This is a genomic window from Cytophaga aurantiaca DSM 3654 (genome assembly GCF_000379725.1).
GTDB lineage: Bacteria > Bacteroidota > Bacteroidia > Cytophagales > Cytophagaceae > Cytophaga > Cytophaga aurantiaca.
In genome coordinates, this window is the sequence record NZ_KB903654.1 from 119,095 (window position 1) to 130,879 (window position 11,785).

The window sequence follows — 11,785 nt, forward strand, 5'->3', positions numbered from 1 at the left end:
GTCTTAAACGGGATGCTCAACATTCCAGCTGAGCTACGGAGTCAATACTTTTTATTCTTTCTAAACGTTCTTCATTCGAACGCTTGACCTTCCCGTCTTAAACGGGATGCTCAACATTCCAGCTGAGCTACGGAGTCAATACTTTTTATTCTTTCTAAACGTTCTTCATTCGAACGCTTGACCTTCCCGTCTTAAAACGGGATGCTCAACATTCCAGCTGAGCTACGGAGTCAATACTTTTTATTCTTTCTAAACGTTCTTCATTCGAACGCTTGACCTTCCCGTCTTAAACGGGATGCTCAACATTCCAGCTGAGCTACGGAGTCATTATGTACTTTCTAGCTGAACTACAGAGTCAATACTTTATTTATCAACCTACTACCATTCTGTAGGTTATTTAAACAAAAAAAGTTTCAAGTGAACCTGAAACTTTAAAAGTCGGGGTGGCAAGATTCGAACTTGCGACCTCCTGGTCCCAAACCAGGCGCGATGACCGGACTACGCTACACCCCGAACGAGAAGGAAACCTTCACTTATTTAAAGAACGTGTACTACTTTCGTAGAATTTCAACAACTATTTTAAGCTGCTCTGTAGAGAGGGAGGGATTCGAACCCTCGGTACGGTCGCCCGTACGGCAGTTTAGCAAACGGCTACTTTCGGCCTCTCAGTCACCTCTCCCTTAAAAGTTTCACAAAGGTAATATTTTGTTTCTAATAAACCATAGTATAGTGCAAAAGATTTCCACAAATATTTAATTTTTGAATTGTAAAGGGCAATTCGTAGCTTAGAATCTCATTGTAAGACATGCACTTCCACTCTCCCATCTCTTGGTTTATTTATATATCTGTAGGACTTTTTCTACTGATAAATGGGATATTTTTTCTGCGGATCAACAACATCGCAAAAAAAACACGTGCCAATATCCGATTCCGGATCTACATGAAGTTCATGCTCAGATGTATCGTTCTCGCATGTATTGTACTTGCCTTAATGGGCCCCTCTTTTGGTAAAAATAAATCCAATATTGTTGTTGAATCCAAAAACATACTATTCTTACTGGATGTTTCCCTTTCTATGGATACCCGGGATGTTTCACCCAGCAGACTGGAGAAAGCTCATACCATCATTCACAACATTGTAAATCAAAATCCCACGGATCAATTTGGCATCATTGCCTATACAACAGGAGCATCTATTGTTTGTCCGCTTACCTACGACCACGAAACTTTTTTAGTATTCGAACGCACTGCCACAACAGATATGTTCGATAATACAGGCACAAATACCTACGATGCGATACGATTGAGCAATACGTATTTAAACACGTACAACAAAGAAGGCAACACGAAGCCTACAGTGGTTGTTCTGTTAACTGATGGAGAAGGCATAGACACGGATGTGCAGCCAAACAAAACGGATGCCTTTTCAGCATTTAATATTGTAGGTATCGGCACAGAGATGGGCAGTCGTATACCGTTTCAAAAAACATATAAAAAAGATAAGAACAATGAAGATGTGGTATCCATTCTTCATAAGGAAGCATTGATAAAGTTATGTTCTGTAACCAAAGCAACGTACTATGAAGTAAGCAGCAAGCAAAATAATGAGCCTGCATTGTATTCTAAGATTCGAAACTACAAAGGCGAAAGCAGCGGTTTATCAAAAATTGATGTAACAGGAAATAAATATTATTACTTTTTATATATCGCTCTTGGTTTAATTATTTTAGATGTTTTAATTACAGTTAAAACGGTTGAAATATGATGCTGAAACTTTTTCTATTCATTCAGTTTTTTACAAACTTCTGGTTTTATTTTAATAAGATCGAAGATTCCAATACGTTAAAAATAAAAGCAGCTGAAGCATACAAAACACATTACTACAGCGAAGCCATAAACTACTACGATAAACTTCTTACTGCATACGAACCCAATTCGGATCCGATAAAATTAAATCTGGCACACGCGCATTACAAAGCACAAAGTTATGACGCTGCAGCCAAGCTGTATACAGAACTTTCTCTCAGTCCGGATCAATTGATACGTTCTACAGCGCTTTGTCAGTTGGGTGTTATACAGCATCGCACGAAACGCTATAAATTAGCTATCTATTATTTCAAAGAAGCGCTGCGTGTAAATCCTACTAATACACATGCAGCGTACAACTATGAATTATTAAAATTAACATTGCAAAAACAAACGAATCCTGGTTCTTCAGGTGGTGGCAAAGGTGAAGGTAATTCTCAGGATTCTCAAAATAATCCAGATAGTAAAAATAAAAAAACAGATAATACCTTTAACCCGGATGGTTCAAGTCAATCCGATATGTACTTCCGCATGTTGTACGAACAAAAACGCTTAAGCAAACAACACGCAGAAAAAATATTAGAATACATTCAGGAACAGGAATCTCAATATTATCAAAAAGTAAAAAAACACGTTCCGAAAAACATGAATCAACCGGACTGGTAGTTTAGGTAATAAGTTCTAAGTAATATGTTTTAAGAAAAACAATACACAATCATTTGCGTAAAATTTAAACGCCTTTATTTAAAACGAATCTGATAATAATTGCGTTCTTAAAACGTAACACATCTAACGTAAAACATTTTATGAAACCTGTATACATTGTCGCTGCAAGCCGCACTCCTATTGGAAGCTTAGCTGGTAGTCTTTCGTCTTTAAGTGCTTCACAACTTGGAGCAGCAGCTATTTCAGGCTGTTTAAATTCGATTCAGTTTCCCAAAGAAGCTGTTCAAAATGTATATATGGGAAATGTATTGAGCGCAGGTCTTGGACAATCTCCGGCCCGACAGGCATCTAAGTTTGCAGGATTACCTGACGCAACAGAAGCTACAACAATAAATAAAGTATGTGCATCCGGATTGAAAGCCATTATACTGGCTGCACAGCAGATTATGTGCGGTGATGCGGATGTCGTAATTGCCGGTGGTATGGAAAGTATGTCGAATGTGCCGTACTACTTAGATAAAGCCAGACAAGGTTATAAACTAGGCAATGGAATACTTACAGACGGCATTATCAAAGACGGTTTGTGGGATGTATACAATAATTGTCACATGGGCAACGCCGCAGAAAATACTGCAGCAGTATTAAAGATCAGCCGTGAACAACAAGATGCATACGCAATCGAATCGTATACACGTTCAGCTGCTGCGTGGCAAAATGGTGTATTCAAAAAGGAAGTTACTCCAGTTACAATCCCTGGTAAACCCGGACAGGAAACGGTTGTGGATACCGATGAAGAATTCACGAAAGTAAATTTTGATAAGATTCCGCAATTAAAACCAGTGTTCGATAAAGAAGGTACAGTAACCGCTGCAAACGCTTCATCGATCAATGATGGCGCAGCAGCAGTACTTTTGGTGAGCGAAGAAGCATTGAAGCAATACAATCTGAAACCGTTAGCGCGAATTATATCTTATGCGGATGCAGCACAGGACCCGATGTGGTTTACAACCGCACCGGAGTTATCGGTTAACAAAGCGCTTACGAAGGCTGGTCTTACTATAAAAGACATTGATTATTTTGAATTGAACGAAGCCTTTGCAGTTGTTTGTCTTGCCCTGAATCAAAAGTTAGGACTAGATGCTAACAAAACAAATATATGGGGTGGTGCTGTATCTCTTGGTCACCCGATCGGTTGCTCGGGTGCACGCATCGTAGTGACGTTATTGAATATACTAAAAACACACAATGCTCGTTTGGGTGTTGCCGGAATCTGCAATGGCGGCGGCGGTTCAAGCGCATTGGTTATCGAAAATCTAAGTTAATTATGTCAGTTCGTTTCTTCGTCGTATTTTTCCTTTTATCACTTTCCGCTGCTGCGCAAAAAGTGGTGTACACACATTATGATGCCTATGATTCCATTGGCATCAGTACACCTGTACGCGAAGAATACCAAGTGCTGCCAACCGATTCAACAATCAAAAATGGTTACTACTACTCCTTCTCACAAAACAGAGATACACTGATACATTGTTTTTATGTGAACAATAAAAAACAAGGTCCATACACTTTGTACTACGGTCATGGATTGGTAAAATATAAAGTAACGTATAAAAACAATGTTAAGATGGACACGGCATATTACTATACCGAATCCGGAACAGTAATTGCAAAAGAAGTCTACACTCCAGTAAAAGGAAAGTATACAACCGAGGTGCCTTATACAGCTTATAAATACTACAGCAGCAACGGACAATTAATTAAAACATGCTTTTTATTGAACGATATTCCGGACAGTACTTATAAGGAATATTACAACAGTGGCAAATTAAAAATTGAGTCTGAATTTTCTAAAGGTGTTCGTAATGGTTCATTTATAAGCTATTTTGAAAACGGAACACTTTCTCAAAAAGGAAATTATGCAAACGATGAATTAGATGGCATCATTACTTCTTATTTTCCAGAAGGAGAAAAGCGTGTAGACGCCAGTTATAAAAACGGCATTCTGGATGGTGCTGTAAAACAATATTTCAGAAATGGTAAATTGTTTTCTGAGTCGAATTATCTGGACAATACACAGCATGGTGTAACAAAAACGTATTACCCTTCGGGCAGCATTCGTACGGAAGAAAATTATGCCTATGGAGTATTAAACGGTGCCTTTAAAACCTATTATGAAAACGGTCAGCTTGAAACCGAATCGATCTTACAGAAAGGTAAAAAGCAAGGTACATTCAAGAGTTACAGCAGTAACGGCCAGCTGATACTTGAAGGGGCATTTTTGAATGGAGAACTTAACGGAGAGAACCGCGGATGGTACGATACAGGAACACCTAAACATGTATATCATTATAAAAACGGAATCAAAACAGGCGATAATACAAGCTATTTTGAAAATGGAAAAATAAGTAAAACTGAAAAATATTCGAACGAAGGTACGGAAGTTGTTCAGAAGAAATTTTATGAAACAGGTGAGCTAAAAGAACAAGGTACATACCTTGTAAAACAGCAGGCAACGGGCAGTACGTTTGTTCCGAATGGTTTGGTAAAACTCTTTTATAAAAACGGTCAACTGAATAAGCAAACTCCCTACACAGACGGTAAGACCTTAGGTGAAGTACTTTCCTATTATGAAAATGGTGTATTATCTTCCAAAGAATATTATTCGTACAACATCCGCACAGGTACGTTTTTATATTATCATCCTAATGCAGCCCTTGCTGAATCGATCATCTACAAAAACAATAAAAAATACGGCGTATACAAACAGTTTTATGACACCGGAGTTTTACAAACTTCGGGCAATTACATCAACGACAACAAGCATGGGGAATGGAAGTTTTTTTCTGCTGCAGGGAAATTAGTAAAAAAAGAACTTTATAAGAATAACTTTATGGTTTCGGAAAAAGTATTCGAATAAAGGCTGATTTTTCTAAAATGTGGTTAAAAAATCGTACGGAATAGCTATAAATTAACCATTTCCATTTTTATTCGCTTTTAAAGCTCATTTTTTGAAACTATCTTTGAAAGATTATAGTACGCTTGTATGAATGCAATAAAAGAAACACATTTTGAATTACCAGGACAAACTGGGTTTTATAAAGGTAAAGTACGTGATGTATATCACTTCGCAGATAAATTGGTTGTTGTAGCTAGCGATCGCATTTCGGCTTTTGATGTTGTATTGCCAAAAGCAATTCCATACAAAGGTCAAGTGTTAAATCAGATTGCGGCGAAGATGCTTGCGCAAACTTCAGACATCGTTCCGAACTGGATCCTGTCTACTCCGGATCCATCTGTAAGCATAGGTGTTAAATGCGAACCCTTCAAAGTTGAAATGGTAATCCGCGGATATTTAGCAGGCCATGCAGCAAGAGAATACAAAGCAGGCAAACGTATCTTATGCGGTGTTGCATTGCCTGAAGGATTAAAAGAAAACGATAAGCTTCCCGCTCCGATCATCACTCCTACTACAAAGGCAGATGAAGGACATGATGAAGATATTTCAAGAGAAGACCTGTTAGCGCGCGGTGTTGTAAGCGAAGCAGATTATGTTCAGCTTGAAAAATATACACAGGCTTTATTTCAACGTGGTACAGAGCTTGCGGCTAAACAAGGTTTGATTCTGGTTGATACAAAATATGAATTCGGTAAGGTTGGGGATAAAATTTATCTGATCGATGAAATCCACACACCCGATTCATCTCGTTACTTCTACATTGAGGGGTATGCGGAACGCCAGAAATCAGGCGAAGCACAAAAACAATTGTCTAAAGAGTTTGTGCGTCAATGGTTGATCGAAAATGGTTTCCAGGGAAAAGACGGACAAAAAGTTCCTGAAATGACAGATGCAATCGTTGCAAGTATTTCAGATCGTTACATAGAATTATATGAAAAAGTGATTGGCGAAAAGTTTATAAAACCAACTGAAGCAAATCCTGAACAACGTATTTTGAAAAATATTTTAACAGCTTTATAAATAATCACATTTCGATTTTACATCCGAACTTATGAAATTTACAATAGAAAAAACAGAGAAATACGTTCTGTTCCAATTACACGAAGAGAAGTTAACTTCGATCACTGCACCCGATTTAAAAACTGAATTGGTTACGTTAAATGCTGAAGGTTTTAACAACATCATTTTAAACATGAGTGATGTAAAATATGCGGATTCATCCGGATTGAGTTCAATCTTAATCGGTAATCGCGTGTGCGCTAATAGCGGCGGGTTATTTGTAATGTGTAATGTAAATGATCACGTAATGAAATTATTGAAGATTTCTCAACTTGATACGATCTTGACATTATTGAATACAGTTGAAGAAGGTATCGATGCGGTATTTCTTCATGAAATTGAAAATGGTTTAGAAGACGAAGAGTCTGCAGAATAATATACGATGGACTTTGAACTAACCGTACTGGGTTCAAGTTCGGCAACGCCGTCAAAGGGCCGATACCAATCGGCCCAACTTTTAAAAATACACAATGAATATTTTATGATTGATTGTGGTGAAGCGGCGCAGTATCAGCTGAGCCGTTACAAACTGAATCATACAAAAATATCTCATATTTTTATCAGCCATTTACATGGCGATCACTTCTTTGGTCTGATCGGGCTTTTAAGTACCATGAATCTGTACGGAAGAAAAAATCCCTTACACATTTTTGCACCGGCAGGTCTGGATGAAATCATTCAGATTCAATTAAAATATTCGGAAACCATCTTACAATTTCCATTAGAGTACACACCTCTTGATTCCAAGGAAAGCGTGCACATTGTAGATCATCCGTTAATAGATGTATACACCATTCCGTTAGAGCACCGCATTCATTGCAACGGTTTTTTATTTAAAGAAAAAGCCAAGCCATTAAAATTGAATAAAGAAAAATTGCCGGAGAAATTAAGTTTACTGGAAATTGCTCAACTGAAACAAGGAATAGATGTACTGAATGAAGATGAGACGATCAAGGTTGCTGTAAAGGATTGCTGTATGCCTGCGTTGAAATCCAGAAGCTATGCCTATTGTTCAGACACCCGCTATACTGAAGCCATTCTCCCCCTTGTTAAAGGTGTAGACTTGCTTTATCATGAGAGTACGTTTCTGGATGAGCTATCGGACAGAGCCGCTAAAACATATCATACCACGGCCAGACAAGCTGCGGAATTCGCTAAAAAAGCGGAGGTAGGCAAATTGATCATTGGCCATTTCTCTTCCCGCTATTACGATGTAGAACCCTTCCTTGCTGAAGCAGGTTCCATCTTTAAAAATACAGCACTAGGCATAGAAGGTACCACGTTCTCACTATCAGATCGCAATTCAACGGATGGAACAAACAACGGATAAAAAGAAAACAACGTTATTCATTATTCTTGCAGGCATTTTTATTACCAATGCATTGCTTGCTGAACTGATCGGAGTGAAAATTTTTTCCATTGAAAAAACGTTTGATTTCTCCCCTGCACAGATCTCATTATTTACAGATTTCAAACTTGATTTCAATCTTACTGCAGGTGCCATCATCTGGCCCATCGTGTTTATTTCAACCGATATTATCAATGAATATTTCGGCAAAAAAGGTGTTCAGAAAGTTACCTTTCTTACCATAGGCTTAATTGCCTACAGTTTTTTCATACTTTATATTTCAACACACATTACAGCATCTGATTATTGGCTGGATGTAAATAAAACCGATGCAAATGGTGCGCCCTTTGATATCGACTATGCGTACCGTCGTATATTCGGACAAGGACAAGCAATCATTATTGCTTCGCTTACTGCATTTTTAATCGGACAATTACTGGATGTATATGTGTTTCATGCCATACGCAAATCAACCGGGGAAAAATGGTTGTGGCTGCGCGCAACTGGCTCTACGCTTATATCCCAGCTGATCGATAGTTTTGTGGTACTATTTATTGCATTCTATCTATTAGCCGGCGATCACAAATGGAGCATTGAACAGATAGTTTCTATAGGCATTATTAACTACATCTATAAATTCAGTGTAGCACTTATACTAACGCCGCTTTTATATGTTGCGCATCATTTTATTGACCGCTATTTAGGTGTAGCGGAAGCAGAAATTTTAATAGAAAAAGCGAATACGGAAGAGTATTAATTACAATTGAGACTTGATCCGATCGCAGCAGATGGCCGTTGCAATCCCAACATTCAAGGACTCTGCCACACCAAAACGAGGAATTGTCAATGAATGCGTTAATAGCTTTTTAACCTCTGCGCTTATTCCATGTGCTTCGTTCCCCATTACCAATATACCTTCGTGCGAAAATACTGTTTTGTGTATATTTTCACCATGCAGGTCAGCCCCGTATACTACCACTTTCTGCTCTTTTAAAAATGTTGGCAGATCTGTATAACTTACAGAAACCCGCAAAAAGGAGCCTTTAGATGCATTGATCACTTTGGGATTATATAAGTCGGCTGTGTCTTCCGAACATATAATATTTTTGATTCCATACCAGTCTGCAATTCGGATAATGGTACCAAGATTGCCCGGATCGTTAATGTTATCCAATACAATAGCCCATTCTTTATTAATTACACCAGGTATCGGTTCATCTTTAATGGCACAAACTGCTATCGCTGAATCGTTGCTTTGCAAGCTGCCGATATCGTTTAATTCAGCATCTCCGGCCACTTCAATAAGCTTCTCAAATGGCTTTAATTGTGTAGCATATTTATTTTTAAAGTACTCCGTAACCAATAGTTTATCAATGGAGATATTTGAATCCAGTACTTCCAAGACCGTTTTTTCTCCTTCAATAATAAATTGCTTATAAAGTCTTCGAAATTTCTTATTTTGAAGAGATTTAGTGAATTTTACAGTCTGTTTCGTTAACATTGAATTCGAATTGAAGCTACTATATTACATCTTTACTCTCATACTCGCAATCATTCTGCTTCAGGGTTGCAAACCATCTATTAGTTATTTTGCCACAGACCCGGATTATAAGGGAAAGTACATGTTGTATTCTCAAAAAACAAAAGGTGCAAAAAGTTCTTATAAATCAGAGATAGAAAGTTTATACAAACAAAAAGCACAATATAAACTTGTTGGATTGACTCCCTATTTAACGATCCATTACATCGGAAAATCTTTTTACGATACGAGTTATATTCATCAGGAAATAAAGGCAACAAAAATACGATACGATAAAAAAATTACAAAAAAGCCTTACACGGAAAAACGTTATTTAGCAATTCTTGCAAAACGTAAAAAGAAGATTGAAAAACTTCAAAAAAAAATAGTGAATGGCAACTGGATGATGGGTTCATTCGGTGAATATCCTTCTATCCTGGACACTTCAGTGATTCGATATACGCAAGATCAGATCTCAACCTATTTATTCAGCAAAGGTTTTTTTAATAATGAAGTAACCTACAAGATTGATACACTCGGCAGAAAAACATTTGTAAGCTACCGCATTCATGAAGGTGATCAATACAAGTATGGAGCCTTTGAATACGACATTGAAGACACTGCAATACTTAGAATTGTAAGAGATACAAAAGGTTCTAAGCTTGAAAAAAATGACAATTACGATCAGGCTAAAATCGATACAGAAAGAGATCGAATCTATAGATTATTAAAAAATAGCGGTTACTACGAATTTTCAAAAGACTATATAAACGTTGTCATAGATAGCAGTACTCTTGGTAATCATACCATAAAGTTTACGCTTGAAATAGACCAACCTGTGGATTCAAAACACATGCGTTATAAGATCAATAATGTTGTGTATATCCCTGTGATCAAAACAAACGACACGATCAGTCAATACCGCGATACTCTCACTTACAAATCAATTAAATATTGCCGGAACAATCTGCATTACAATTACAAAATTTTAGATGGCAAGATACGTTCCAGACCTGGCAGTTATTTCAAACAAGACTCTTTGTTGAAAACACAGCAGCAGCTGGGATCCATGGATATGTATCGATTTGTAAATGTAAATTTCGTAAAAAGAGATTCAGCTACACTCGACATGCATATCTATACAAGTCGTTTACAAAAATATTCCATCTCACAGGAATATGGTTTAAACGTTGTGCAGGGTGTTATACCCGGTCCATTCTTCAATATAAATTTCAGAGACAGAAACATCTTTGGAAACTATGAAATACTTGATTTTAATGTGCGTTATGCATTAGAAGGACAAGCATCTGTACTTGACAATCAGAACAAATTACAAACTGTTGAATGGGGTATCAGCACCAGTCTTACCTTTCCGCAATTGCTTGTACCTACACGCTTTCGGTTTTCTGCTGCCAAATACAATCCTAAAACGAGAGTTACATTGGGGTATAGTTCTACACAACGTCCCGAGTACGATCGGTTCGGGTTCAGATCGCAGTTTACGTACCTTTGGGAAACAAGTATGTATTCTTATTTTTCATTCACCCCAATCGATATTAACGTCATCAACAGTACGATAAAAATGGTCGAGTTTGAAGAATATCTGCAAAATCTAAAAAATAATGGAAACAATTTATATGTGAGTTTCCTCCCGTCTATTGTAACCAATATGAATTTAAATTATACATTCAGTAATCACGCATTGGGCAAGAAAATACCATCTTACTACATCCGACCTTCTTTTGAATTGGGTGGTATCGTACCTAATTTAATTAACAAAACACTTACACACGAAACCAACAACCGTTTATTCGGTTTGCAATATTATCAATACATAAAACTTCAGGTAGACTTCAGATATTATAAACCTATAAAAGTAAAAACCATATTGGCATTTCGTGCAAATCTTGGAGTTTCTAAACCTTATGGTTCATCGGGCCTTAAACAAGGCGGTAGTAACGTACTTCCTTATGAAAAGTATTTCTTTGCCGGTGGTACCAATTCGATCAGAGCCTGGCGTTACAGACGTTTGGGACCAGGCTCCTATGCCAATCCCGATCCAAGTCAGCAGTACACCAATGAAGAGCCCGGAAACATTGTTATTGAAACCAACTTCGAATTAAGAAGAAAACTATACAGTTTTATTGAAGGAGCATATTTTATAGATGCAGGTAACGTATGGCTTCTCAACAAAGATAAAAACAGACCGGGCGGTGAATTCAGATATTTTCAATCCATTCCTGAAATTGCTGTAGGTACTGGTGTTGGTTTGCGATTGAATTTTACATTTATCATTGTACGTTTAGATGTAGCATTCAAAGCATGGGATCCGGTACATCCAGTCGAAGACCGATTTGTATTATTTAAATTTGAAAATAAAAATAATTTACCTGTCTATAATTTTAGCTTAGGTTATCCATTCTGATCAGAC

At 37.5% G+C, this 11,785-nt stretch carries 10 protein-coding genes and 2 tRNA genes; 9 read left to right on the plus strand and 3 right to left on the minus strand.

Annotated elements, in window-relative coordinates:
* Positions 1-438 precede the first annotated feature (438 nt).
* Positions 439-513: transfer RNA gene (locus tag A3EE_RS0113705), tRNA-Pro, on the minus strand.
* 79 nt (positions 514-592) lie between these two features.
* Positions 593-679, minus strand: a tRNA-Ser gene (locus tag A3EE_RS0113710).
* 312 nt (positions 680-991) lie between these two features.
* On the opposite strand from A3EE_RS0113710, the gene A3EE_RS0113715 reads away from it, so the two are divergent.
* The 8 genes from A3EE_RS0113715 to A3EE_RS0113750 all read left to right on the plus strand — a co-directional run bounded on the left by A3EE_RS0113715 (position 992) and on the right by A3EE_RS0113750 (position 8,592).
* A complete protein-coding gene (locus A3EE_RS0113715; protein ID WP_018344016.1) occupies positions 992-1,765 on the plus strand; it encodes a VWA domain-containing protein in 774 nt (257 codons plus the stop codon).
* Positions 1,762-2,472 carry a tetratricopeptide repeat protein gene (locus tag A3EE_RS0113720; RefSeq protein WP_018344017.1) on the plus strand — a complete coding sequence of 237 codons (711 nt, stop codon included), beginning with the start codon at positions 1,762-1,764 and terminating at the stop codon, positions 2,470-2,472. The genes A3EE_RS0113715 and A3EE_RS0113720 overlap by 4 nt, the downstream gene beginning before the upstream one ends.
* A 140-nt stretch (positions 2,473-2,612) precedes the next feature.
* Positions 2,613-3,794 carry an acetyl-CoA C-acyltransferase gene (locus A3EE_RS0113725; protein ID WP_018344018.1) on the plus strand — a complete coding sequence of 394 codons (1,182 nt, stop codon included), beginning with the start codon at positions 2,613-2,615 and terminating at the stop codon, positions 3,792-3,794.
* A gap of 2 nt (positions 3,795-3,796) precedes the next feature.
* Entirely contained in the window at positions 3,797-5,389 is a 1,593-nt protein-coding gene (locus tag A3EE_RS0113730) for a toxin-antitoxin system YwqK family antitoxin (RefSeq protein WP_051081619.1), read from the plus strand.
* A gap of 126 nt (positions 5,390-5,515) precedes the next feature.
* Complete coding sequence (locus A3EE_RS0113735; protein WP_018344020.1) at positions 5,516-6,448, plus strand: phosphoribosylaminoimidazolesuccinocarboxamide synthase; 933 nt, start codon at positions 5,516-5,518, stop codon at positions 6,446-6,448.
* A gap of 31 nt (positions 6,449-6,479) precedes the next feature.
* Positions 6,480-6,863, plus strand: coding sequence for an STAS domain-containing protein (locus tag A3EE_RS0113740; protein ID WP_018344021.1), 384 nt, complete (start codon positions 6,480-6,482; stop codon positions 6,861-6,863).
* Positions 6,864-6,869: 6 nt separating this feature from the next.
* Positions 6,870-7,817 carry a ribonuclease Z gene (locus A3EE_RS0113745; RefSeq protein ID WP_026209777.1) on the plus strand — a complete coding sequence of 316 codons (948 nt, stop codon included), beginning with the start codon at positions 6,870-6,872 and terminating at the stop codon, positions 7,815-7,817.
* A complete protein-coding gene (locus A3EE_RS0113750; RefSeq protein ID WP_018344023.1) occupies positions 7,798-8,592 on the plus strand; it encodes a queuosine precursor transporter in 795 nt (264 codons plus the stop codon). Before A3EE_RS0113745 ends, A3EE_RS0113750 begins: the two co-directional genes overlap by 20 nt.
* Here the strand turns inward: A3EE_RS0113750 and A3EE_RS0113755 are convergent, their stop codons facing one another.
* The gene (locus A3EE_RS0113755; RefSeq protein ID WP_018344024.1) at positions 8,593-9,336 is read right to left on the minus strand and encodes an RNA methyltransferase; all 744 of its coding nucleotides are present in this window, start codon (positions 9,334-9,336) and stop codon (positions 8,593-8,595) included. It lies immediately after the preceding gene.
* Between A3EE_RS0113755 and tamL the strand changes: the two genes are divergently transcribed.
* Positions 9,308-11,779 (plus strand): translocation and assembly module lipoprotein TamL, encoded by a 2,472-nt coding sequence (gene tamL, locus A3EE_RS0113760; protein WP_483782817.1) that lies wholly within the window; start codon positions 9,308-9,310, stop codon positions 11,777-11,779. The genes A3EE_RS0113755 and tamL overlap by 29 nt on opposite strands.
* The last annotated feature ends 6 nt before the right edge of the window (positions 11,780-11,785 follow it).

What these genes read in the sequence shown, in the direction of transcription:
- A3EE_RS0113715 (WP_018344016.1), top strand. Translation starts at nt 992, where the DNA reads ATGGGCCCCTCTTTTGGTAAAAATAAATCCAATATTGTTGTTGAATCC.
- A3EE_RS0113720 (WP_018344017.1), top strand. Translation starts at nt 1,762, where the DNA reads ATGATGCTGAAACTTTTTCTATTCATTCAGTTTTTTACAAACTTCTGG.
- A3EE_RS0113725 (WP_018344018.1), top strand. Translation starts at nt 2,613, where the DNA reads ATGAAACCTGTATACATTGTCGCTGCAAGCCGCACTCCTATTGGAAGC.
- A3EE_RS0113730 (WP_051081619.1), top strand. Translation starts at nt 3,797, where the DNA reads ATGTCAGTTCGTTTCTTCGTCGTATTTTTCCTTTTATCACTTTCCGCT.
- A3EE_RS0113735 (WP_018344020.1), top strand. Translation starts at nt 5,516, where the DNA reads ATGAATGCAATAAAAGAAACACATTTTGAATTACCAGGACAAACTGGG.
- A3EE_RS0113740 (WP_018344021.1), top strand. Translation starts at nt 6,480, where the DNA reads ATGAAATTTACAATAGAAAAAACAGAGAAATACGTTCTGTTCCAATTA.
- A3EE_RS0113745 (WP_026209777.1), top strand. Translation starts at nt 6,870, where the DNA reads ATGGACTTTGAACTAACCGTACTGGGTTCAAGTTCGGCAACGCCGTCA.
- A3EE_RS0113750 (WP_018344023.1), top strand. Translation starts at nt 7,798, where the DNA reads ATGGAACAAACAACGGATAAAAAGAAAACAACGTTATTCATTATTCTT.
- A3EE_RS0113755 (WP_018344024.1), bottom strand. Translation starts at nt 9,336, where the DNA reads ATGTTAACGAAACAGACTGTAAAATTCACTAAATCTCTTCAAAATAAG.